Genomic DNA, 24,434 nt, shown 5'->3' with positions numbered 1-24,434 from the left:
TTTGAAAATGATTGAGTATAAAAAAACAGCTTGCAGGTAGAACTGTAGGCGAGAGCCTAGTAGGTCAGGAATTGCCAGACCTACTCTTTTATTACAATTTAGGAAAGGTGTAACACAAAATGGATACTACAAAATTAACAGCATTTGCGCAGGCAGTGGGGGAAGATAACAAAAAGGTAAACGAAGAGCTGAAAACGAAAGTCAGCACGTCTGACATGAACCAAGCAATCTCTCAAGCTAAATCAGAGGTCAAGGCTGAAATCTTGGGTGAAGGAACGCCTGAGAATTTGGACACACTGAAAGAAATCGCGGAAAAAATCACAAGTATGGGACAAGATGAAAATAGCGCACTTCTTGGCAAAGTAACTGAAGTCAGCGGACGTGTAGACCAGATTGCCAATGTTGACTTGGTCGCAACCTATAACGCAGCGAAAGCGTGAGTGCTATGAGTAACCTTGAAAATCTAGCAAGAGCAATCGGTGAGGATGTCAAGGCTATCAAAGAAGACTCAGAGCTAAAGGATAGGGAGGTTAAGAAAAGACTGGACACCCTTGAGAGTAGACCGAAAGTCCATCCAGAAACCCTCGTTACAAAAGCGGAGCTGGAAGAGAAAGGCTACTTGACCTCCCACCAAGACTTGTCTACTTATGCCCAAAAATGGGAGTTGTACAATGATATCCCCATCAAGGCTAGGATTTCCGCCTTAGAAAATCGTCCATCATTCGATACGCTGACACCGACTCAACGGGATAGCTTAAAAGGGGATAATGGGCATAGTTTGAATGCCAGCGTTCGTATTGAGGGTTCTTATAAGAATGGCTCTACTAGCCGATTGAATTTGTTTGCGGATGTATTCTACGATGGCGAAGCAGTCACGAGCGGCTATACTCTTGATTATTACTACCGTGGTTTTGGCTATACAAACTGGCGTTCTTTGAGAAATCAGACCCCTGATTCAGCAGGAAAATTTGGCACATGGAGTGCTTCTCAGCGTTCTGGTGGTTGGTTTGAAGTTCGCATTGAAGTGAATTACAGAGGATTGAGAGCCTCTGCTTTTACCCATTTGGATAATGTCAACGATGGTGAACAAGGGCGAAGTGGAGTTCCAGGTCAGAACATTGTCAATCAGAACGGTTCGCAGGCACTCAACTATTGGGCCGGTACGCAAGAGCAGTACGATGCTATTACTACCAAAGACCCTCACACGATTTACGATATTTTTAAGTAGGTGAAGCTATGAGAGATAGAGTAAGAATCATGTTAGGAAGTAGAGAGATTGTCAAGCGCTATATTGGCGATAGGTTGGTGTGGTCGAGTGGACCGTCATTATTATTGGAAGTGTTAAACACAAGAATGTGGCAGTACTGGGGTGGGTACAATATTGATATTAAAGGTAATGATATTAAGGTTGCTGCTATACGATATGTACAACTCAATAATAGCAGATTAATAAGAATTCAGGCTGATATGTATAACCGAGGAGTCATATATCTAACTGGTACAAACTTAAGGGAGTATATAGGTACCGTTAATGTTAAGTTTTATAGAGAATAGAAAGGAAACAACACATGACACAATTTAATGAATTTATTATCGCTTTTGCGACAGGCTTTTTAGCGGTAGTCGCAGGCAGCATGGTAAAAACAGTAAAAGATTATCTTTTGCGAAAAGGCGGAGAGAAAGCGGTGATTATCGCTGAAATCCTAGCCAAGAATGCAGTGAATGCCGTGGAGCAGGTGGCTCAAGAGACAGGTTATAAAGGTGATGAAAAATTGGCACAGGCTCGCACTAAAATCCGGGCAGAGCTGACCAAATATAAGATCAGCATGACCGATAAGGACTTGGATACCTTTGTGGAGTCCGCAGTGAAGCAGATGAACGACGCTTGGAGGGAGTAGAGATGGATATCGATACAAGCAGACTACGTACAGGCTTGCCCCAGGTTGGGGTACAGCCTTACCGACAAGTACATGCCCACTCAACAGGCAACCGCAACTCAACCGCTCAAAATGAGGCAGACTACCACTACAGAAAGAACCCTGAGCTTGGTTTCTTCTCTCATGTGGTTGGTAACGGTCGTGTCCTGCAGGTCGGTCCTGTAAACAATGGTGCCTGGGACGTTGGGGGCGATTGGAATGCGGAAAGCTATGCGGCAGTTGAATTGATTGAAAGCCATTCAACTAAAGAAGAGTTCATGACAGACTACCGTCTCTATATCGAACTCTTACGCAATCTAGCAGATGAAGCAGGTTTGCCGAAAACGCTTGATACAAGCAGTTTGGAAGGTATCAAAACGCATGAATACTGTACCAATAACCAACCTAATAACAACTCAGACCATGTTGACCCGTATCCTTATCTAGCCAAATGGGGCATTAGCCGTGAACAGTTCAAGCAGGATATTGAAAGTGGCTTGACAATTGAAACAGGTTGGAAGAAGAACGATATAGGCTATTGGTATGTACACTCAGACGGCTCTTATCCAAAAGATAAGTTTGAGAAAATCAATGGAACCTGGTATTACTTCGACGGCTCAGGCTACATGCTTGCGAACCGCTGGAAGCAGCACACAGACGGTAACTGGTACTGGTTTGACAATTCAGGCGAAATGGCTACAGGCTGGAAGAAAATCGCTGAGAAGTGGTATTATTTCGACGTAGAGGGCGCTATGAAGACAGGCTGGGTCAAGTATAAGGACACCTGGTATTATCTTGATAGTAAAGAAGGTGCCATGGTTTCAAATGCCTTCGTCCAGTCCGCAGACGGAACAGGATGGTACTACCTCAATGCAGACGGAACAATGGCAGACAAGCCAGAGTTCACAGTAGAGCCAGACGGCTTGATTACGACTAAATAGAAAGGCTTCAAAATAGATTACACCAACCGCAGGCTCAGGCTTGCGGTTTTTTTATTGTGCAAAAACACATATTTTGAACGATTAGAAAGCAAAATCACAATCCTATTGTTCAAAAAAGCGTTTACATGAAGAATATGGAGAGGAAATCGTGGTGTATTATTGTCAAAAACGGTGTTTTGTTAAAAATAAAAAACAGTGACCGAAATCACTGCTTATCAGTTGTAGCAAATTCATAAAGTTTTTCCGCTGTGAGAAGTGCCATTTTGTCCATGCTTGTTTTTCCTTTTCTGAGATCAGAAACAGTAGTCCATGGAACTCCAGCACCTTGCGAAATAGTAGATGTAGACATCGAACTGTCTAGCAATTCTTGAATAACTTTTCTCATCTTATTTGTCCTTTTTGTTTTTTAGATAAATATATACATTGATTGCAATTATAAAAATAGCTATTGCGCTGACCATTGCATTTCCTCTTTTCATTTGATAAAATAGAGGTGTGAGGGGCTTTCGCCCCAACCTCTTAGCGTTTACCTTTTTCTTTGACGGGATTTCGGTTTACGCTTTTTGTTTTGCCTTGCGACCGTTATTGCGGTCACTAGACTTGCGATAGCAGTTACCGTTTCAGGAATATTGTCTATTGCCTTTTCAAGTAACCTAAGCCAATCTTCTTTGTTCAATTTCATCACCCCCTTTCCTTATCTTGATTATATTATATCACGGTATACCGAGAAAGTCAAGAGTTTTGATGAAGTTTTTTAAAAAACAGGGGGCAAAAAAGGGGCAAAAGTGTCGTAAATCTCTGTAAAATGATGTAAAAACATTTATTTAAAAGCTCAAAATATAGCTATTTTAAAAGGTATTGTAAGATATAGTAAAACGATGTAAAGGTATTTGTAAAGCCGATGAATTATAAAACCACGCATCCTATGTGACTCGTGGTTCTTTTTTATAAACTAGTAGAGTGTTTTGGTTGTACTTTTTGTTCAGGGTCTATGTAGTTGATAGCATTATTGACAGCAGTTGGAGCTTCTCCGAGACCTGTCGCAATCAAGTCAATTTTTCCGTCATAGTAGCAGCAGTCACCAATAGCATAGATACCTGCTTGGCTGGATTCCTGTTTGCTGTTGACGATAATCTTGTGTCGGTTGAGTTCCAACCCCCAGTTTTTAAGATTACCGACAGAAGATTTGAAACCATAGTTGACAAAGAGGTGATCTAAGTCAATCGTTTCGGTTTCATCAGATTTGACTTTTGTGATTTCAAGTTTATCAATCGTGTTTCCATCTCCAAGGAGTTGGCTAGGGACGAATGGTGTCTTGATGGTCACAGATGATTCTTGCAAGGCTTGAACGCTGTGTTCCAAGGCACGGAAATTATCTCTGCGGTGAACAAGGGTAGTTGGTGCGATTTTTTCAAAAGCCAAAGTCCAATCCACAGCCGAATCTCCCCCACCAAGAATGGTCACTTTCTTACCAGCGTATTGCTGAATGTTAGAAACGTGGTAGTGGATATTTTCATAGCTCTCAACCCCTTCAAGTTCCAGCGGACGTGGTTTGAAGGCACCGCCACCCATAGCGATGATAACTGTTTTAGTCAGGTGACTTCCTTTAGAAGTTGTGATGGCAAATTCTTCTTCTTGTTTGTCAATCTCAAGAACCGTTTCATTGAGATGAATAGGGGTATCAAAGCTGTTTAGCTGTTCAATCAAGCGGTTAGTCAACTCTTCTCCAGTCAGGTTTGGGAAGCCTGGTACGTCTAGGATTTCCTTTTCAGGGTAGAGAATAGCAGGTTGTCCACCTAGCTGGGGAAGAGAGTCGATGATTTGAACCTTGGCTTGGCGTAGGTGGGCATAAAAGGCTGCAAAAAGCCCGACAGGACCACCACCCACAATGGTAATATCATAGAGTTGAGACATAGTTTCTCCTTTGTTTTTTCTAGTCAGTTTATTTTATCATATTTTTGTTCAATGTAAAATGGACTAGGATAGGGAAAAAAATGCCAGAAAATGGTATAATAGGATGAAAGTGTTTTGATAGGGAGGATATCAGGGATGAATTTTCAACAATTATCCAATCTGCAATATTGGACCAGTTTGTTTGCAAGTCCATGGACGATAGCTATCAATCTGATTGATATTTTGATTGTTGCTTATATTTTATACCATTTTACAAAAGCTATTGCAGGAACCAAGATTATGATTTTGGTACGTGGAGTTTTGGTGTTTATTTTAGCTCAAATCCTTGCAAATATGATTGGTTTGACTACGATTTCTTGGTTAATCAATCAAATTATTACTTATGGGGTTATTGCGGCGGTTGTTATCTTCTCTCCAGAGATTCGGACTGGTTTGGAACGTTTGGGAAGAGCGACAGATTTCTTTTCCAATGCCCCTATTAGTGCTGAGGAACAGATGATTCGTGCCTTTGTTAAGTCTGTTGAATACATGAGTCCTCGTAAAATCGGGGCCTTGGTTGCTATTCAGCGTGTACGTACCTTGCAGGAGTATATTTCGACAGGAATTCCCTTGGATGCTAAGATTTCTGCAGAACTTCTCATTAACATTTTTATTCCCAACACTCCCCTACATGATGGTGCGGTGATTATCAAAGAAGAACGTATTGCTGTGACGTCTGCCTATCTGCCCTTGACAAAAAACACAGGGATTTCCAAGGAATTTGGGACCAGACACCGGGCGGCTATCGGTTTATCAGAAGTCTCAGATGCCTTGACTTTTGTCGTATCAGAGGAAACGGGAGGAATTTCGATAACCTATAATGGAAGCTTTAAGCACAACCTAACACTTGATGAATTTGAAACAGAATTACGTGAAATCTTACTTCCAAAAGAGGAAGCGGGTCTTAGTTTTAAAGAACGATTGCTAGGAGGATGGAAACATGAAAAAAAATAGTTTATATATCATATCCTCACTCTTTTTTGCTTGTGTCTTATTTGTCTATGCTACGGCGACGAATTTTCAAAACAGTACCAGTGCTAGGCAGGTAAAAACGGAAACCTATACGAATACAGTAACAAATGTTCCTATTGACATACGCTATAATAGTGATGAGTATTTTATTAGCGGTTTTGCTTCAGAAGTCTCAGTGGTCTTGACTGGTGCAAATCGCCTATCGCTAGCTAGTGAAATGCAAGAAAGCACACGTAAATTCAAGGTTACTGCTGACCTAACAGATGCCAGTGTTGGAACGATTGAAGTTCCTTTGAGCATTGAAGATTTACCCAATGGGCTGACCGCTGTGGCGACTCCGCAAAAAATTACAGTCAAGATTGGGAAGAAGGCTCAGAAGGATAAGGTAAAGGTTGTACCAGAGATTGACCCTAGTCAAATTGATAGTCGGGTACAGATTGAAAATGTCACGGTGTCAGATGAAGAAGTGTCGATTACGAGTGATCAAGAGACATTGGATAGAATTGATAAGATTATCGCTGTCTTGCCAACTAGCGAACACATAACAGGTAATTACAGTGGTTCAGTACCTTTGCAGGCAATCGACCGCAATGGTGTTGTCTTACCGACAGTTATCACTCCCTTTGATACAACAATGAAGGTAACTACAAAACCAGCAGCACCAAGTTCAAGCACATCAAATTCAACTACAAGCAGTTCATCGGAGACATCTTCGTCAACGAAAGCAACTAGTTCAAAAACGAATTAAAAATAGAAAAAGGATTTTATAAAAATGGGTAAATATTTTGGGACTGATGGAGTCCGTGGAGAAGCTAATGTGGAACTTACTCCAGAATTAGCTTTTAAGCTAGGACGTTTTGGAGGCTATGTTCTTAGTCAACATGAAACGGAAGCACCGAAAGTCTTTATAGGACGTGACACACGTATTTCAGGGGAAATGCTAGAATCTGCCTTGGTAGCTGGTCTTCTATCTGTAGGAATTCACGTATACAAACTAGGTGTTCTGGCGACACCAGCAGTAGCTTACTTGGTAAAAACTGAGGGAGCAAGCGCCGGTGTCATGATTTCTGCTAGCCACAACCCAGCCCTTGATAATGGAATCAAGTTCTTTGGCGGTGATGGCTTCAAACTAGATGACGAAAAAGAAGCAGAAATTGAAGCCTTGCTAGATGCTGCGGAAGACACTCTTCCTCGTCCAAGTGCAGAAGGCTTGGGAACCTTGGTAGATTATCCAGAAGGCTTGCGTAAGTATGAAGGCTACCTTGTTTCAACTGGAACTCCTCTTGAAGGAATGAAGGTTGCCTTGGATACAGCTAATGGTGCAGCTTCTACAAGTGCCCGTCAAATCTTTGCAGACCTTGGTGCTCAGTTGACTGTTATAGGGGAAACACCAGATGGTCTTAACATCAACCTTAATGTTGGTTCAACCCACCCAGAAACCCTTCAAGAAGTGGTCAAAGAAAGCGGCTCAGCTATTGGTTTGGCCTTTGATGGAGACAGTGACCGTTTGATTGCTGTTGATGAAAATGGCGACATCGTCGATGGTGACAAGATTATGTACATCATTGGGAAATACCTTTCTGAAAAAGGACAATTGGCTCAAAATACAATTGTGACAACTGTTATGTCTAACATTGGTTTCCACAAGGCCTTGGATCGCGAAGGTATTAACAAGGTAGTCACTGCAGTTGGCGACCGCTACGTTGTTGAAGAAATGCGAAAATCAGGCTACAACCTCGGTGGTGAACAATCTGGGCACGTTATCTTGATGGACTACAATACAACAGGTGATGGTCAATTATCCGCTGTCCAATTGACAAAAATCATGAAGGAAACTGGTAAGAGCTTGTCAGAGTTGGCAGCAGAAGTAACCATCTATCCACAAAAATTAGTCAATATCCGAGTGGAAAATGCCGTGAAGGAAAAGGCTATGGAAGTGCCAGCTATCAAGGCTATCATCGAGAAGATGGAAGAAGAAATGGCAGGGAATGGTCGTATCTTAGTACGCCCAAGTGGAACAGAGCCCCTCTTGCGTGTTATGGCAGAAGCGCCTACCACAGAAGAAGTTGACTACTATGTTGATACCATCGCAGACGTAGTTCGAGCTGAAATTGAGATGGACTAAAACTTAGAAAACTAGATGAAAATAAAAAATTATGGTACAATAGCTTATAATATTGTAGCCGAGGGAGAAAGATATGAATCTTAAACGTGAACAAGAATTTGTTAGTCAGTATCATTTTGATGCGCGTAATTTTGAATGGGAAAATGAAAATGGAGCTCCTGAAACTAAGGTGGATGTGAACTTCCAATTGCTCCAACATAATCAAGAAAATCAAGTGACTTCCTTGATTGTCATCTTGACATTTATGATTGTATTTGATAAGTTTGTCATCAGTGGAACCATTTCACAGGTAAATCATATCGATGGCCGTATTGTCAATGAACCAAGTGAATTGAGCCAAGAAGAAGTGGAAACTTTGGCTCGTCCATGTTTGAATATGCTCAACCGTTTGACTTACGAAGTAACTGAAATTGCATTAGACTTACCAGGAATCAATTTGGAGTTCTAATATGAAACTAGCTGTTATCACAGATTCTTCTGCCTATCTCAGTGCAGAGACCTTGCAAAGAGAAGATTTGTATGTCTTGGATATTCCTGTCAATATTGATGGTGAGGAGTATGTCGAAGGCATCAATCTGACTGCTGAGGAATTTTACCCAAAAATGGCTCAGGCTTCTGAATTGCCTAAGACCAGTCAACCAAGTATTGCCAAGTTAGATGAGATCTTAACTTCGCTCAAAGAACAAGGTTATACACATGCCTTGGGGCTGTTCCTATCTTCTGGAATTTCAGGTTTTTACCAAAATATTCAGTATATGGTGGATGACTATGAAGGTTTAACCATTGCTTTCCCAGACACTTTGATTACAAGCGCTCCCCTAGGCATCATGGTTGAAAGCGTCTTTAACTGGCGAGATCAGGGCGATGATTTTGCTATCATTCAGGATAAGCTAGCTATTCAAATCAGCCGTACGTCAGCTTTTATCATGGTAGATGACCTGGATCATTTGGTAAAAGGTGGGCGCCTTTCAAATGGGGCTGCCATTTTGGGCAATTTGCTTAGCATTAAGCCAATCCTTTATTTTAACGATCAAGGTGTGATTGAAGTTTACGAAAAAGTTCGTACGGAAAAGAAAGCAACCAAGCGCTTGATTGAAATCATCAAGGAAACAACGGCTTCAGGCCAATATCGGGTCATTGTCATTCATGGGAATGCTCCTGAAAAGGCTGAAGAATTGCGTCAGCACTTGATTGAATCTGGATTAAGTTCAGATGTTTCGCTTGCTACATTCGGTAGTGTCATTGGAACCCACCTAGGAGCAGGAAGTATTGCTCTGGGTTATATTCCAGTGATTTAGTTGGCACTTTTAGGCTAGTTAAGATGCCTTGTATCTTAGCAATTGAACACGGACTACCTGCCTCTTGAAAAAAGATGCCTGTCTTGCCTTTCGTGGCAAGTCAGCGTCATTCCCTATTTTTCATGGGCAGCTAAGGTCCTTTGTATCTTGATAATTGAACACGCCTGGGACCCTGTGTGAAAAAGATAGTTCTTCCAAGGAGTAGACACTTCTTGATCAGAATTCCTATTTTCACTTTGTGTTCTTACAGGCCTTGTATCTTAGACAGGAGTAGAGATGAGTATTCGAGTAATTATTGCTGGTTTTAAGGGAAAGATGGGTCAAGCTGCTTGTCAGATGGTCTTGGCTGATCCAGACTTGGACTTGGTAGCAGTTTTGGATCCTTTTGAGTCTGAGTCAGAATGGCAGGGAATTCCTGTTTTCAAGGATAAGGCTGATTTAGCAGGCTTTGAAGCGGATGTTTGGGTAGATTTTACAACTCCAGCTGTTGCCTATGAAAATACACGCTTTGCTCTTGAAAATGGCTTTGCTCCAGTAGTTGGAACGACTGGTTTCACGAGTGAAGAAATTACAGAGCTAAAAGTATTTTCTCGTGCCCAAGATTTGGGTGGCTTGATCGCTCCAAATTTTGCCTTGGGTGCTGTCTTGCTTATGCAATTTGCAAGGCAGGCTGCTAAATATTTCCCCAATGTGGAGATTATCGAGCTCCATCATGACAAGAAAAAGGATGCTCCGAGTGGAACAGCTATTAAAACGGCTGAGTTAATGGCAGAAGTTCGAGAGTCTATTCAGCAAGGTGCGCCTGATGAGGAAGAATTGATTGCAGGTGCCCGTGGTGCTGACTTTGATGGCATGCGGATTCACTCAGTTCGTTTACCAGGCTTGGTAGCCCATCAGGAAGTCATCTTTGGCAATCAGGGAGAAGGATTGACGCTCCGTCATGACTCCTATGATCGCAGCTCCTTCATGACAGGGGTGAATTTGGGAATTAAAGAAGTTGTCAAGCGTCATGAGCTTGTCTATGGATTAGAACACTTATTATGAGATTAACGCAAATGCCTTCTGAATTTCAGAAGGCTTTACCAGTATTAGAAAAAATTAAAGAAGCAGGTTTTGAGGCCTATTTTGTTGGAGGTTCTGTTCGAGATGCCCTTCTCAATCGCCCTATCCATGATGTGGATATTGCGACGTCTTCTTATCCAGAAGAGACCAAGCAGATTTTTCCGCGAACAGCCGATATCGGAATCGAGCATGGAACCGTCTTGGTCTTAGATGGGGATGAGGAGTATGAGGTAACCACCTTTCGGACAGAGGATGTCTATGTGGACTATCGCAGACCCAGTGCGGTTTCTTTTGTTCGCTCGCTAGAAGAAGACCTTAAGCGCCGTGATTTTACAGTCAATGCCTTTGCCTTGGACGAGACAGGGGAAATCATTGACTTGTTTCATGGTTTAGAAGATTTGGAAAAGCAAGTCTTACGAGCGGTTGGAGTGGCTAGTGAGCGTTTCAACGAAGATGCTCTACGAATTATGCGTGGTTTCCGTTTTCAGGCTAGTCTTGGCTTTGAACTTGAGCCAGAAACCTTTAAAGCTATGAAGACATTGACGCCACTTTTGGAGAAAATTTCTGTGGAGCGTATCTTCGTTGAGTTTGATAAACTCTTGCTGGCTCCATTTTGGAGAAGGGGCTTGGCTTCCATGATTGAGAGTCAAGCTTATGACTATCTCCCTGATCTGGCATCTAGCCAAGACAAACTTAACAGACTGTTTGACTTAGAGACTGATTTCACCTTTGAATCTTCAGAGCAAGCTTGGGCGGCTCTACTGTGGGCTTTGGAGATTGAAAATGCGCAGCCATTTTTGAAAGCTTGGAAGACCTCACGTCAGTTTGCCAAGCAAGTTCAGGATTTGCTGACTATTTTGGCCTTGCGTGAAAAGGGAGAATTGAGCAAGCGCGATTGTTATCGCTTTGACTTGGAGTTGCTTTTACAGGCTGAAAATCTTCGTCAGACCCAGGGAAAACCAGTCAACCCACAAGTCATAACAGAAACCTATCAGAGTTTGACCATTCATGACAAGAAAGAAATTCAGATTAATGGTGGCATTTTGATCAAGGAATATGGTTATCAGCCGGGACCAGACTTGGGAGAGATTTTAACAGAGATTGAGTATGCCATTGTCGATGGAGAATTGGAAAATGACCGACAAGCCATCCATGCTTATCTGAGGGAGAAGAAATGAGTGATTTTATCGTTGAAAAACTAAGTAAATCTGTCGGTGATAAGACCGTTTTTAGGGATATTTCCTTTATCATCCATGACCTAGACAGAATTGGTTTGATTGGTGTCAATGGAACAGGGAAGACCACCCTTTTAGATGTTCTTTCTGGCGTTTCTGGCTTTGATGGGGATGTCAGTCCCTTTTCGGCTAAGAATGATTACCAGATTGGTTATTTGACTCAAAATCCTGATTTTGATGATAGCAAGACGGTCTTGGATACGGTTCTTTCCAGCGACCTCAAGGAAATCCAGCTCATTCGTGAGTATGAGTTGATCATGCTCAACTACAGTGAGGACAAGCAGGCTCGTTTGGAACGGGTCATGGCTGAAATGGACTCTCTCCAAGCTTGGGAAATCGAGAGTCAGGTCAAGACTGTTCTCAGCAAGCTGGGGATTCAGGACTTATCTACTCCTGTTGGGGAATTGTCAGGTGGTCTAAGAAGACGGGTCCAGTTGGCGCAAGTTCTTCTTGGTAATCACGACCTCTTGCTTTTGGATGAGCCGACCAACCATCTGGACATTGCGACCATCGAGTGGCTGACCCTCTTTTTGAAAAATTCTAAGAAGACCGTCCTTTTTATTACCCACGACCGTTATTTCCTAGACGCTTTGTCAACTCGGATTTTCGAGTTGGATCGAGCTGGATTGACCGAGTATCAAGGGAATTATCAGGACTATGTTCGCCTTAAGGCGGAACAGGACGAGCGCGATGCAGCTCTTCTCCACAAAAAAGAACAACTCTATAAGCAGGAATTGGCCTGGATGCGTAGACAACCGCAGGCGCGTGCAACCAAGCAACAAGCTCGTATCAATCGTTTCCACGACTTGAAGAAAGAAGTTTCAGGCAGTACTGCTGAGACAGACTTGACCATGAACTTTGAAACCAGTCGGATTGGGAAGAAAGTCATCGAGTTTCAGGATGTTTCCTTTGCCTATGATGATAAGCCAATTTTACAGAATTTTAATCTCTTGGTGCAGGCTAAAGATCGTATTGGAATTGTTGGGGACAACGGTGTTGGGAAATCGACCCTGCTCAACCTGATTGCAGGCAGTCTTGAGCCGACAACAGGACAAGTTGTGATTGGGGAAACTGTTCGCATTGCCTATTTCTCTCAGCAAATTGAGGGCTTGGATGAAAGCAAGCGAGTTATCAATTACTTGCAGGAAGTGGCAGAAGAGGTCAAGACCAGCGGTGGTTCTACGACTTCGATTGCAGAGTTGCTGGAGCAGTTCCTTTTCCCACGTTCGACGCATGGAACCTTAATTGAGAAATTGTCTGGGGGAGAGAAAAAACGTCTTTATCTCCTCAAACTGCTTTTGGAGAAACCAAATGTTCTTCTCTTGGACGAACCGACTAATGATTTGGATATTGCAACCTTGACAGTTTTGGAGAATTTCTTGCAAGGCTTTGCTGGTCCAGTTTTGACTGTTAGTCACGACCGCTATTTCTTGGATAAGGTAGCGACTAAGATTCTCGCTTTTGAGGATGGCAAGATTCGTCCTTTCTTTGGTCATTATACCGATTATCTTGATGAAAAAGCCTTTGAAACAGATATGGCCAATCAAGTTCAAAAGTCTGAAAAGGAGAAGGTCGTCAAGGTCAGAGAAGACAAGAAGCGCATGACCTATCAAGAAAAGCAGGAGTGGGCAAGTATTGAAGGTGATATTGAAACCTTGGAAAACCGTATCGCTGCTATTGAAGAGGAAATGCAGGCTAACGGCTCTGACTTTGGTAAGCTGGCTACTCTCCAAAAAGAATTGGATGAGAAAAATGAAGCACTCCTTGAAAAATACGAACGCTATAAGTATCTCAGTGACTTTGATAGTTAGAAGAATAGAAAAAGCCCGTCTCATGACAGGATTTCTCTATTCTTTTTTTGTTTCCTGGTGGAAGACATTTTGCCAAGTTTCGTGGCGACGCCAGATACTGGTATGGACGATACCATCTAATTCATAGCAGATGAGTTTGGTCTTTTGACTGATGGAAGTGATTTGGATGTCCTTGATAGCTGAATTCAAGTCTTTTTCTGCTTTATAGGCCTCTTTATCCATCTGCTTTCCGTCTTGGCGAATATAGACAAAATCGTCAGCTAAGAGTTCTTCCAGTTGATTTCCTTGGTCAATCAATTGTTCACGCATGAGCAATTTTTTATAGACATTGTCTAAAATTTCATCCTCAGGGATAGGCGCTGGCTCAATATGGACATCGGTATCAAAAACCCCAAAACGTTCCTCCAGCATAGACTCGACCTGATCCGCGATTTCATGACTCTCAAAAACAGACAGGTCAGGGTTCATCTCTAGCGTAATATCCAGGTAGATGTTGCTACCGTAGGTACGACCTCTTTGGGACTTAACCTTGCTGATTTTGGGAATTTCCATGATGGCCTTTTGATAATCCTCAAGCAGACGGTCGTCAAAGCCATCCGAAAGGCTAAAGGAAGACTCGATGAAGATATCATAGGCAGTCTTTAAGATAAAGAAAGTGATGATGATAGCAACCAGTTTATCCACAATGGGATAATTGAAACTACTAGCTAGGATGGCAATGGTGGTTCCAAGTGAGGTGACAGCATCAGAAAGATTGTCCTTTGCTGCGGCCTTCAGTGCCTTGGAGTTGGATTTCTTACTGAGGCGAGTATTGTAGAGATAGACCACAAACATGATCGCTGCAGACATAATTCCTAGAGTTGCACCCAGAGGATCAATGACCGTTTCTTCACGACTGAGAATCTTTTGAATGGTATCCCTTAGAACATCAAAGCCAACATAGAACATGATGATGGAAGTGATTAAGCTAGCCAAATCCTCAATCTTCCAGTGGCCAAAACGGTGGTCTTGGTCAGCAGGCTGGCGTGCCATCCTGATTCCAATCAAGAGGGCCACATTTCCAATGATGTCCGACACGTTGTTGAAACCATCGGCCACCAAACTGGATGAATGAAGAAGATGGCCAGTAGCCAATTTCGCTGCAGACAAGAGCAGGTAGGTTGAAATACTGATAATGGCACCACGTTCAGCTAACTTGAGATTTGAGATAGATTGCTTCATTCAACTTCCTTTCTAGTCATATAGCATTCTACCATTATACTGGTTTTCAAGGGAAAATTCAAATAAGGTAGTTTTTACTCTTTTAAAACTACCCAAAATTTGGTATAATAGTACTACTCAAGGGAGTAGCTGGCAGAAACCTGTGATAGTGTCGTCATTCCGAATTTTATACTGAAAAGTATGTTTTCCGGCCCTATCTTAAATAGCGAGACTTGTTATGATTAACAGGTCTCTTTTTGTTTGTCGTGAAAAGATGCGATGAGGGAAAAGAGAGTCTGTTTTGCACACAATGTCAAGGAGGAGACACATGTCAAAAGAACAAGAACGCCAAGCGTTTTACACTCAGAGTCCTGAAGAGGTCTTGAAGGCTGTGGATGCGACCGAGCAAGGTTTGTCATCAAGTGAGGCGGAAAAGCGCCTTGCCGAATTTGGCCACAATGAACTCGAAGAAGGCGAGAAACGATCAATCCTGGTCAAATTCATCGAGCAATTTAAGGATTTGATGATTATCATCCTAGTTGCAGCAGCAATCTTGTCAGTCGTGACTTCTGGTGGGGAAGATATCGCAGATGCCATTATCATTTTAGCCGTGGTTATCATTAACGCTGCCTTTGGTGTTTACCAAGAAGGAAAAGCAGAAGAAGCTATCGAAGCCCTCAAATCCATGTCTAGTCCAGCTGCCCGCGTTCTGCGTGATGGGCACATGACTGAGATTGACTCTAAAGAATTGGTACCTGGAGATATCGTTGCCCTTGAAGCTGGTGACGTAGTACCAGCAGACCTACGTTTGCTAGAAGCCAACTCTCTTAAGATCGAAGAGGCTGCTCTGACAGGTGAGTCTGTACCGGTTGAAAAAGACTTGACAGTCGAGCTTGCGACAGATGCTGGTATTGGTGACCGTGTCAATATGGCCTTCCAAAACTCAAACGTAACCTACGGTCGTGGGATGGGAGTTGTTGTCAATACAGGTATGTACACGGAAGTTGGTCATATCGCGGGCATGCTTCAAGACGCTGATGAGACGGATACACCCCTCAAACAAAACTTGAACAACCTTTCTAAGGTCTTGACCTATGCAATCTTGGTCATTGCCCTTGTTACTTTTGTAGTGGGTGTCTTCATTCAAGGGAAGGATCCACTTGGTGAGTTGTTGACTTCTGTTGCCCTTGCCGTTGCAGCCATTCCAGAAGGACTTCCTGCTATCGTGACCATCGTTCTTTCCCTTGGTACTCAAGTTTTAGCCAAACGACATTCCATCGTTCGTAAGTTGCCAGCAGTTGAAACACTTGGTTCAACTGAAATCATCGCTTCTGATAAGACTGGTACGCTGACCATGAACAAGATGACAGTTGAAAAAATCTTCTACGATGCAGTCCTACATGACTCAGCTGATGACATTGAACTGGGTCTTGAAATGCCCCTCCTTCGTTCAGTTGTCTTGGCCAATGATACGAAAATCGATGTGGAAGGCAACCTGATTGGTGATCCAACCGAAACAGCCTTTATCCAGTATGCCTTGGACAAGGGCTACGATGTCAAAGAATTTTTAGACAAATATCCTCGTATGGCGGAGTTGCCATTTGACTCTGACCGTAAGCTCATGTCAACAGTTCATCCACTTGCAGATGGACGCTTCCTCGTAGCTGTTAAAGGTGCGCCAGACCAACTCTTGAAACGTTGTGTTCTTCGTGATAAGGCTGGGGATATTGCTCCGATTGATGAGAAGGTCACAAACCTCATTCATACAAACAATTCTGAAATGGCCCACCAAGCCTTGCGTGTCCTTGCAGGTGCGTATAAGATTATCGATAGCATTCCAGAAAACCTCACTTCTGAAGAGCTGGAAAATAATTTAATCTTCACTGGTTTGATTGGGATGATTGATCCTGAACGTCCTGAAGCCGCTGAGGCTGTTCGTGTGGCTAAGGAAGCTGGAATTCGTCCAATCATGATTACAGGTGACCACCAAGACACCGCAGAAGCTATTGCCAAACGTTTGGGAATCATTGATGCAAACGATACAGAAGACCACGTTTTAACTGGTGCTGAGCTCAACGAATTATCTGATGAAGACTTTGAAAAAGTTGTTGGTCAATACTCTGTTTATGCCCGTGTGTCTCCAGAGCACAAGGTTCGTATCGTCAAGGCTTGGCAAAAACAAGGTAAGGTCGTTGCCATGACAGGTGACGGTGTCAATGATGCCCCAGCTCTGAAAACAGCAGACATCGGTATTGGTATGGGAATCACTGGTACAGAGGTTTCTAAGGGGGCTTCTGATATGATTCTTGCAGATGATAACTTTGCGACTATTATCGTCGCAGTGGAAGAAGGACGTAAGGTCTTCTCAAACATTCAAAAGACTATTCAGTACCTACTTTCTGCCAATACTGCTGAAGTATTAACCATCTTCCTATCAACCTTGTTTGGTTGGGATGTCTTACAGCCGGTTCATCTTTTGTGGATCAACTTGGTAACGGATACCTTCCCAGCTATCGCTCTTGGTGTTGAACCTGCGGAGCCTGGTGTCATGAATCATAAACCACGTGGACGCAAGGCAAGCTTCTTCTCAGGTGGTGTTTTGAGTTCTATCATTTATCAAGGTGTACTCCAAGCAGCTCTTGTTATGAGTGTTTATGGCCTTGCGATTGCTTACCCAGTTCATGTGGGTGACAATCATGCTATTCATGCAGATGCCCTAACGATGGCCTTTGCAACCCTTGGTTTGATTCAGCTCTTCCATGCCTACAATGTCAAGTCTGTCTACCAATCCATCTTGACAGTTGGCCCATTCAAGTCTAAGACCTTTAACTGGTCCATCTTGGTATCCTTTATCCTTCTCATGGCAACAATCGTTGTAGAACCGCTTGAAGGAATCTTCCACGTAACCAAACTAGACTTGTCACAATGGGGAATTGTTATGGCTGGAAGCTTCTCAATGATTATCATCGTCGAAATCGTTAAGTTTATTCAACGCAAACTCGGTTTTGACAAGAATGCGATTTAAGGGAGGTTTCGGATGTCAGCATATCAATTACCGACCGTATGGCAGGATGAAGCTAGTAATCAAGGAGCCTTTACGGGCTTAAATAAACCAACAGCAGGTGCCCGTTTCGAACAAAACTTGCCAAAAGGAGAACAAGCTTTTCAGCTTTATTCACTGGGAACACCAAATGGTGTGAAGGTCACTATCTTATTGGAAGAATTACTAGAGGCTGGTTTTAAGGAAACGGCTTACGACTTGTATAAGATTGCTATCATGGATGGGGATCAATTTGGTTCAGACTTCGTAAAGCTCAATCCAAATTCCAAGATTCCAGCCTTGTTGGACCAGTCAGGAACTGAAGAAGTAAGAGTCTTTGAATCTGCTCATATTCTCCTTTATCTTGCTGAGAAATTTGGAGCCTTTCTACCAAGTAATCCTGTGGAAAAGGTAGAAGTTTTGAATTGGCTATTCTGGCAAGCTGGGGCTGCACCTTTTCTAGGTGGGGGATTTGGACATTTCTTTAATTATGCCCCTGAAAAATTGGAATATCCTATTAACCGTTTTACGATGGAAGTGAAACGCCAGTTGGATTTATTGGATAAGGAATTGACTCAGAAACCTTATATTGCAGGCAATGACTATACGATTGCAGATATTGCCATCTGGTCTTGGTATGGACAGTTAGTTCAAGGAAAACTTTACCAAGGTTCTGCAAAATTCTTGGATGCCTCAAGTTACCAGAATTTAGTAAAATGGGCAGAAAAAATTGCCAATCGTCCAGCTGTTAAGCGTGGGATGGAAGTAATTTATAAAGAAATTAATACTCTTTGAAAATCTCTTCAAACCACGTCAGCGTCGCCTNNAGTGTTTTGAGCAACCTGTGCTAGCTTCCTAGTTTGCTTTTTGATTTTCATTGAGTATAAGTAGCAAAAAAGTCATCTTCGGATGGCTTTTTGCTACAGTTGAGGGAAAGGGCTTGCAGTTATCGGCTTTTGTGCTATAATTGTTATAATATAGTAAAAAACAAGAGGAGTGTGAGGAAGTGGAAAAGAAAATTGTAAAAGATATTTTGTTTTTATCTCAGGTATCTCAGCCGGCAAGTCAGGAAGACCTTTATCTTGCCAGAGATTTGCAGGATACACTCTTAGCAAATCGTGAGACCTGCATTGGTCTAGCTGCCAATATGATTGGGGTGCAAAAGCGCGTGATTATCTTTAATCTTGGCTTGGTTCCCGTGGTCATGTTTAACCCAGTGCTTCTGTCCTTTGAAGGATCCTATGAGGCAGAAGAAGGCTGTTTGTCCTTGGTAGGTGTGAGATCAACTAAGCGTTATGAAACCATAAGGCTTGCCTATCGTGACAGCAAGTGGCAGGAACAGACCATTACCTTGACAGGCTTCCCAGCTCAGATTTGCCAGCATGAGCTGGATCACTTGGAAGGACGAATCATTTAGGAGGAAAGCAAATGAAACGAATAGTCTTTGAACTTATTTTTATCGCAACGACCTGGTATATCTTTTTACCGCCCCTTAACCTGACCAGCTGGGAATTTCTCTTCTTCCTCTGTGGGCATTTGTTAGTTGTGGCAATCTTATTTGGCTTTGGCAAGGGGATAAACCTTGTCAAAACGGTTCATGTGCGCCACGGTAAGGCGGAAGCTGCCTTAAATCTTGAGGGTTTCAAAATCAATCGGTTAGGGAAAATTCTGTTAGCTTCGATTGGAGGAATTCTTCTCTTGGCAGCTTTGGTTTCCTTGGTAACTTCCAGCATGTTTCAGGCTAAAAATTATGCCAATGTAGTCACGGTTACGGAAAAAGACTTTACTGAATTTCCTAAGAGTGACACCAGTAAGGTTCCTATCTTAGATAGAAGTACTGCTGAAAAAATTGGTGACCGCTACTTGGGTTCCCTAACAGATAAGGTGTCGCAGTACGTAGCGGCAGATACCTATACCCAATTGACAATTGATGGGAAACCTTATCGAGTGACGCCACTAGAATACGCAGACCCTATCAAGTGGTTTAACAATCAAGCTAAGGGAATCGGTGAGTATATCAAGGTGGACATGGTAACTGGAAATGCGGATTTGGTGGACTTGAAGACACCAATCAAGTATTCAGACTCGGAGTATTTTAACCGTGATGTCAAACGTCACCTGCGCTTGAAGTACCCGACCAAAATCTTTAAAACTCCATCTTTTGAGGTGGACGATGAGGGCAATCCTTTCTATGTAGCAACGGTTTACCAAAAGCAATTTGGACTTGCGGTTCCTCGTCCTGCTTCAGTCATTATCTTGGATGCTACAAATGGAGAAACCAAGGAATACAGCTTATCAGATGTTCCAGAATGGGTGGATAGGATCTATCCAGCAGAGGAAACCATTGAGCAAATCAACTACAACGGCAAGTACAAGGACGGTTTCTTGAATGCCATGATTTCCAAGAAAAATGTGACCCAGACTACCAATGGCTATAATTACTTGTCTATCGGTAATGACATCTATCTCTACACAGGTGTGACGTCGGCTAATGCGGATGAGAGTAATCTTGGTTTCATCCTTGAAAATATGCGAACAGGAGAAATTACTAAGTATAGCTTGGCTTCTGCGACAGAAGAATCAGCCCGTGAATCAGCAGAAGGTGCTGTTCAGGAGAAATCCTACAAAGCAACCTTCCCAATCCTCATCAACCTCAATGACAAGCCTTTCTACATCATGGGTTTGAAGGACAATGCTGGCTTGGTCAAAGAGTATGCTCTAGTAGACGCAGTCGAGTACCAAAATGTTATCGTAGCTACTACAGTGGAAGAGATGCTCAGCAAGTATGCCAATAAAAACGACCTTGAAATTGACAATGCAACGACAGAAAGCATCAAGGGAGTAGTAGCAGACCTCAAATCAGCTGTTATCAAGGGCGACACCGTCTACTTCTTTAAAGTTGATGGCAAGATTTACAAGGTTAAGGCCTCAGTATCAGATGACCTTCCTTACCTTGAAAATGGTAGAACCTTCGAAGGTCAAGTAGGAAAAGACAGCTATCTCAAGACCTTTAAAGTACAGTAATACTCTGCGAAAATCTCTTCAAACCACGTCAACTTTATCTGCAACCTCAAAGCTGTGCTTTGAGCAACCTGCGGCTAGTTTCCTAGTTTGTTCTTTGATTTTCATTGAGTATAAAAAAGGTTTATTTAAGAAATATATGTTATAATAAAATAAATTAAGACTAATGGAGGACAAAGAAATGGGTTTTTATTTGATGCTTGCTTCAATGCTACTTGGACTGCTCGCTTTGAAGATAGGTTTTTCTCAGTTCAAGGAGAAAAAAGATAAATTCTTATCTATCTTAACAAGTTTAGCTGGCGCAGCCCTTGTTCTCGTGGCTATCTGGTTAGGATGGCCCAAATAAATAGAGAAGCCTCGGTCAAACCGAGGTTTTTCATACTCTTCGAAAATCTCTTCAAACCGCGTCAGCTTCACCTTGCCGTACTCAAGTACAGCCTGCGGCTAGCTTCCTAGTTTGCTCTTTGATTTTCATTGAGTATCAAATCTGTCTTTTCCCTCTTTTATGATATAATAGAAACATGAACTTAAAAACTACTTTGGGCCTTCTTGCTGGACGTTCTTCCCACTTCGTTTTAAGCCGTCTTGGACGTGGAAGTACGCTTCCAGGAAAAGTCGCCCTTCAATTTGATAAAGATATTTTACAAAACCTAGCTAAGAACTACGAGATTGTCGTGGTCACTGGAACAAATGGAAAAACCCTGACAACTGCCCTCACTGTCGGCATTTTAAAAGAGGTTTATGGTCAAGTTCTAACCAACCCAAGCGGTGCCAACATGATTACAGGAATTGCAACAACCTTCCTAACAGCCAAATCTTCAAAAACTGGGAAAAATATTGCCGTCCTCGAAATTGACGAAGCCAGTCTATCTCGTATCTGTGACTATATCCAGCCTAGTCTTTTTGTCATTACTAATATCTTCCGTGATCAGATGGACCGTTTCGGTGAAATCTATACTACCTATAACATGATATTGGATGCCATTCGGAAAGTTCCAACTGCTACTGTTCTCCTTAACGGAGACAGCCCACTTTTCTACAAACCATCTTTCCCAAATCCTATACAGTATTTTGGTTTTGACTTGGAAAAAGGACCAGCCCAACTGGCTCACTACAATACCGAAGGGATTCTCTGTCCTGACTGCCAAGGCATCCTCAAATATGAGCATAATACCTATGCAAACTTGGGTGCCTATATCTGTGAAGGTTGTGGATGTAAACGTCCTGATCTCGACTATCGTTTGACAAAACTGGTTGAGTTGACCAACAATCGCTCTCGCTTTGTCATAGATGGCCAAGAATACGGTATCCAAATCGGCGGGCTCTATAATATCTATAACGCCCTAGCTGCTGTGGCCATCGCCCGTTTCCTCGGCGCAGATTCCCAACTCATCAAACAGGGATTTGACAAGAGCCGTGCTGTCTTTGGACGCCAAGAAACCTTTCATATCGGTGACAAGGAATGTACCCTTGTCTTGATTAAAAATCCAGTCGGTGCAACCCAAGCTATCGAAATGATCAAACTAGCACCTTATCCATTTAGCCTATCTGTCCTCCTTAATGCCAACTATGCAGATGGAATTGACACTAGCTGGATCTGGGATGCAGACTTTGAGCAAATCACTGACATGGACATTCCTGAAATCAACGCTGGCGGTGTTCGTCATTCTGAAATCGCTCGTCGCCTCCGAGTGACTGGCTATCCAGCTGAGAAAATCACTGAAACGAGTAATCTGGAGCAAGTTCTCAAGACCATTGAGAATCAAGACTGCAAGCATGCCTATATTCTGGCAACTTATACTGCCATGCTGGAATTTCGTGAACTGCTGGCTAGTCGTCAGATTGTTAGAAAGGAGATGAACTAATGGTTTATACTTCACTTTCCTCAAAAGCTGGCAATTACCCCTATCAGCTCAACATTGCCCACCTCTACGGAAATCTCATGAATACCTACGGGGACAATGGAAACATCCTCATGCTCAAGTATGTTGCTGAAAAACTGGGAGCCCATGTGACCGTTGACATCGTTTCTCTCCATGATGATTTTGATGAAAATCACTACAACATCGCCTTTTTCGGAGGCGGTCAAGACTTTGAACAAAGTATCATTGCAGACGACCTACCTGCTAAAAAAGAGAGCATTGACAACTACATCAAAAACGACGGTGTGGTTCTCGCTATCTGCGGTGGTTTTCAACTATTGGGTCAATATTATGTTGAAGCTTCAGGCAAACGCATCGAAGGACTAGGGGTCATGGGCCACTACACTCTCAACCAGACCAATAACCGTTTTATCGGGGACATCAAGATTCACAATGAAGATTTCAATGAAACCTACTATGGATTTGAAAATCACCAGGGACGTACCTTCCTCTCTGATGACCAAAAACCACTGGGACAGGTTGTCTATGGAAATGGAAACAACGAAGAAAAGGTCGGCGAAGGGGTTCATTATAAGAATGTCTTTGGTTCCTACTTCCACGGGCCTATCCTCTCTCGTAATGCCAATCTGGCTTATCGCCTAGTCACTACAGCCCTCAAGAAGAAATATGGTCAGGACATCCAACTCCCTGCCTATGAAGATATTCTCAGCCAAGAAATCGCTGAAGAATACAGTGATGTCAAAAGCAAGGCTGACTTTTCTTAAACAAAGTGAAACTATATCAAAGAACTCCGTTATCTTGTCGGAGTTTTTTTGTCTTTTCTTTTACCCTTCTCCCTTGCATTTTCTCTCTTTTTTTGCCAAAATAGAGGGGTAGAAAGAAGGTAGCATATGTCTAAATTACAACAAATCGTAACATATCTTGAATCAGAAAAACTAGACGTCGCTGTCGTATCTGACCCCGTCACAATCAATTACCTCACTGGTTTTTACAGTGATCCCCATGAACGCCAAATGTTCCTCTTTGTCCTAGCGGATCAGGAACCTCTCCTCTTTGTCCCAGCTCTTGAAGTAGAACGTGCAAGTAGCACCGTTTCCTTCCCAGTAGTGGGCTATGTCGATTCTGAAAATCCATGGCAAAAAATCAAACATGCTCTTCCACAACTTGACTTCAAACGTGTCGCTGTTGAGTTTGACAATCTCATCTTGACCAAATACCATGGTTTGAAAACAGTTTTTGAGACTGCTGAGTTTGACAACCTCACTCCTCGTATCCAACGCATGCGCCTCATCAAATCAGCTGATGAAGTGCAAAAAATGATGGTTGCAGGTCTTTATGCTGACAAGGCTGTTCATGTTGGTTTTGACAATATTTCTCTTGATAAGACTGAGACAGATATCATCGCACAAATTGACTTTGCCATGAAACGTGAAGGTTACGAAATGAGCTTTGATACCATGGTCTTGACTGGTGATAATGCTGCGAATCCACACGGCATTCCAGCAGCTAATAAGGTTGAAAATGATGCTCTTCTCCTCTTTGACCTGGGTGTTCTGGTCAATGGCTATGCGTCAGATATGACTCGTACAGTCGCTGTCGGCAAACCAGACCAATTCAAGAAAGATATTTACAACTTGACTCTTGAAGCCCAACAAGCTGCTCTTGACTTTATCAAGCCAGGTGTGACTGCTCATGAAGTGGACCGCGCTGCCCGTGAGGTCATCGAAAAAGCTGGTTATGGTGAGTACTTCAACCACCGTCTCGGGCATGGTATCGGTATGGATGTCCATGAATTCCCATCTATCATGGAAGGAAACGACATGGTCATCGAAGAAGGCATGTGCTTCTCTGTTGAACCAGGTATCTATATCCCTGGTAAAGTCGGTGTTCGTATTGAAGACTGCGGTGTTGTTACCAAGGATGGCTTTGACCTCTTTACAAGTACCAGCAAAGACTTGCTTTATTTTGATTAAGATA

Annotated in this window: 24 protein-coding genes; 20 read left to right on the top strand and 4 right to left on the bottom strand. The window is 42.7% G+C overall.

What is annotated here, in order from left to right; genetic code table 11:
- Positions 1-119: 119 nt before the first annotated feature.
- From HT691_RS08275 to HT691_RS08260, 4 genes are all read left to right on the top strand, one after another.
- Complete coding sequence (locus tag HT691_RS08275; protein WP_050207561.1) at positions 120-440, top strand: hypothetical protein; 321 nt, start codon at positions 120-122, stop codon at positions 438-440.
- A 5-nt stretch (positions 441-445) separates the two neighbouring features.
- Positions 446-1,228 carry a hypothetical protein gene (locus tag HT691_RS08270; RefSeq protein WP_000067166.1) on the top strand — a complete coding sequence of 261 codons (783 nt, stop codon included), beginning with the start codon at positions 446-448 and terminating at the stop codon, positions 1,226-1,228.
- Between the two features lie 340 nt (positions 1,229-1,568).
- On the top strand, positions 1,569-1,898 hold the full coding sequence (locus HT691_RS08265) for a phage holin (protein WP_138701019.1): 330 nt from the start codon (positions 1,569-1,571) through the stop codon (positions 1,896-1,898).
- A 2-nt stretch (positions 1,899-1,900) separates the two neighbouring features.
- On the top strand, positions 1,901-2,857 hold the full coding sequence (locus tag HT691_RS08260; RefSeq protein WP_138701020.1) for an N-acetylmuramoyl-L-alanine amidase family protein: 957 nt from the start codon (positions 1,901-1,903) through the stop codon (positions 2,855-2,857).
- Positions 2,858-3,062: 205 nt separating this feature from the next.
- Here HT691_RS08260 and HT691_RS08255 read toward each other — a convergent pair whose 3' ends face one another.
- The 3 genes from HT691_RS08255 to HT691_RS08245 form a co-directional block, all read right to left on the bottom strand.
- Positions 3,063-3,242, bottom strand: a complete 180-nt coding sequence (locus HT691_RS08255) for a hypothetical protein (RefSeq protein WP_001233346.1) — start codon at positions 3,240-3,242, stop codon at positions 3,063-3,065.
- Positions 3,243-3,383: 141 nt separating this feature from the next.
- On the bottom strand, positions 3,384-3,533 hold the full coding sequence (locus HT691_RS08250; RefSeq protein WP_001030863.1) for a hypothetical protein: 150 nt from the start codon (positions 3,531-3,533) through the stop codon (positions 3,384-3,386).
- Between the two features lie 269 nt (positions 3,534-3,802).
- On the bottom strand, positions 3,803-4,771 hold the full coding sequence (locus HT691_RS08245; RefSeq protein WP_000081020.1) for an NAD(P)/FAD-dependent oxidoreductase: 969 nt from the start codon (positions 4,769-4,771) through the stop codon (positions 3,803-3,805).
- A 135-nt stretch (positions 4,772-4,906) separates the two neighbouring features.
- Between HT691_RS08245 and cdaA the strand changes: the two genes are divergently transcribed.
- The 8 genes from cdaA (at position 4,907) to HT691_RS08205 (ending at position 13,313) form a co-directional block, all read left to right on the top strand.
- Positions 4,907-5,764, top strand: coding sequence for a diadenylate cyclase CdaA (gene cdaA, locus HT691_RS08240; RefSeq protein WP_001011065.1), 858 nt, complete (start codon positions 4,907-4,909; stop codon positions 5,762-5,764).
- Entirely contained in the window at positions 5,751-6,530 is a 780-nt protein-coding gene (locus HT691_RS08235) for a CdaR family protein (RefSeq protein ID WP_000742288.1), read from the top strand. The genes cdaA and HT691_RS08235 overlap by 14 nt, the downstream gene beginning before the upstream one ends.
- Before the next feature lie 24 nt (positions 6,531-6,554).
- Positions 6,555-7,907: a phosphoglucosamine mutase gene (glmM, locus tag HT691_RS08230; protein WP_023933190.1), complete on the top strand. Its 1,353-nt coding sequence runs from the start codon at positions 6,555-6,557 to the stop codon at positions 7,905-7,907.
- Between the two features lie 73 nt (positions 7,908-7,980).
- Complete coding sequence (locus HT691_RS08225) at positions 7,981-8,355, top strand: DUF1149 family protein (RefSeq protein WP_001050094.1); 375 nt, start codon at positions 7,981-7,983, stop codon at positions 8,353-8,355.
- Between the two features lies 1 nt (position 8,356).
- On the top strand, positions 8,357-9,205 hold the full coding sequence (locus tag HT691_RS08220; protein ID WP_023933188.1) for a DegV family protein: 849 nt from the start codon (positions 8,357-8,359) through the stop codon (positions 9,203-9,205).
- Positions 9,206-9,481: 276 nt separating this feature from the next.
- Entirely contained in the window at positions 9,482-10,249 is a 768-nt protein-coding gene (dapB, locus tag HT691_RS08215) for a 4-hydroxy-tetrahydrodipicolinate reductase (protein WP_000027869.1), read from the top strand.
- Positions 10,246-11,445 (top strand): CCA tRNA nucleotidyltransferase, encoded by a 1,200-nt coding sequence (locus HT691_RS08210; protein WP_078374274.1) that lies wholly within the window; start codon positions 10,246-10,248, stop codon positions 11,443-11,445. Before dapB ends, HT691_RS08210 begins: the two co-directional genes overlap by 4 nt.
- On the top strand, positions 11,442-13,313 hold the full coding sequence (locus HT691_RS08205; protein WP_023933186.1) for an ABC-F family ATP-binding cassette domain-containing protein: 1,872 nt from the start codon (positions 11,442-11,444) through the stop codon (positions 13,311-13,313). Before HT691_RS08210 ends, HT691_RS08205 begins: the two co-directional genes overlap by 4 nt.
- 36 nt (positions 13,314-13,349) lie before the next feature.
- On the opposite strand, the gene mntE is transcribed toward HT691_RS08205, so the two are convergent.
- Complete coding sequence (mntE, locus tag HT691_RS08200; RefSeq protein WP_023933184.1) at positions 13,350-14,534, bottom strand: CDF family manganese efflux transporter MntE; 1,185 nt, start codon at positions 14,532-14,534, stop codon at positions 13,350-13,352.
- A 307-nt stretch (positions 14,535-14,841) separates the two neighbouring features.
- Between mntE and HT691_RS08195 the strand changes: the two genes are divergently transcribed.
- From HT691_RS08195 to HT691_RS08160, 8 genes are all read left to right on the top strand, one after another.
- Positions 14,842-17,538 (top strand): cation-translocating P-type ATPase, encoded by a 2,697-nt coding sequence (locus tag HT691_RS08195; protein ID WP_023933182.1) that lies wholly within the window; start codon positions 14,842-14,844, stop codon positions 17,536-17,538.
- Positions 17,539-17,550: 12 nt separating this feature from the next.
- Positions 17,551-18,348, top strand: a complete 798-nt coding sequence (yghU, locus tag HT691_RS08190; RefSeq protein ID WP_001277397.1) for a glutathione-dependent disulfide-bond oxidoreductase — start codon at positions 17,551-17,553, stop codon at positions 18,346-18,348.
- 211 nt (positions 18,349-18,559) lie between these two features.
- Positions 18,560-18,970 carry a peptide deformylase gene (locus tag HT691_RS08185; RefSeq protein WP_000412227.1) on the top strand — a complete coding sequence of 137 codons (411 nt, stop codon included), beginning with the start codon at positions 18,560-18,562 and terminating at the stop codon, positions 18,968-18,970.
- 11 nt (positions 18,971-18,981) lie between these two features.
- On the top strand, positions 18,982-20,577 hold the full coding sequence (locus tag HT691_RS08180) for a hypothetical protein (RefSeq protein ID WP_000822860.1): 1,596 nt from the start codon (positions 18,982-18,984) through the stop codon (positions 20,575-20,577).
- Between the two features lie 178 nt (positions 20,578-20,755).
- On the top strand, positions 20,756-20,920 hold the full coding sequence (locus HT691_RS08175) for a YczI family protein (RefSeq protein ID WP_000508264.1): 165 nt from the start codon (positions 20,756-20,758) through the stop codon (positions 20,918-20,920).
- 175 nt (positions 20,921-21,095) lie between these two features.
- Entirely contained in the window at positions 21,096-22,439 is a 1,344-nt protein-coding gene (gene murT, locus HT691_RS08170) for a lipid II isoglutaminyl synthase subunit MurT (RefSeq protein WP_138706042.1), read from the top strand.
- Positions 22,439-23,221: a lipid II isoglutaminyl synthase subunit GatD gene (gene gatD, locus HT691_RS08165; RefSeq protein WP_138706043.1), complete on the top strand. Its 783-nt coding sequence runs from the start codon at positions 22,439-22,441 to the stop codon at positions 23,219-23,221. The genes murT and gatD overlap by 1 nt, the downstream gene beginning before the upstream one ends.
- 126 nt (positions 23,222-23,347) lie before the next feature.
- Entirely contained in the window at positions 23,348-24,430 is a 1,083-nt protein-coding gene (locus tag HT691_RS08160; RefSeq protein WP_050207914.1) for a Xaa-Pro peptidase family protein, read from the top strand.
- Positions 24,431-24,434 lie beyond the last annotated feature (4 nt).

It is taken from the genome of Streptococcus sp. 477 (assembly GCF_013277295.1).
Taxonomy (GTDB): Bacteria; Bacillota; Bacilli; order Lactobacillales; family Streptococcaceae; genus Streptococcus; species Streptococcus pseudopneumoniae.
This window is presented reverse-complemented; position numbering and strand designations above follow the sequence as displayed.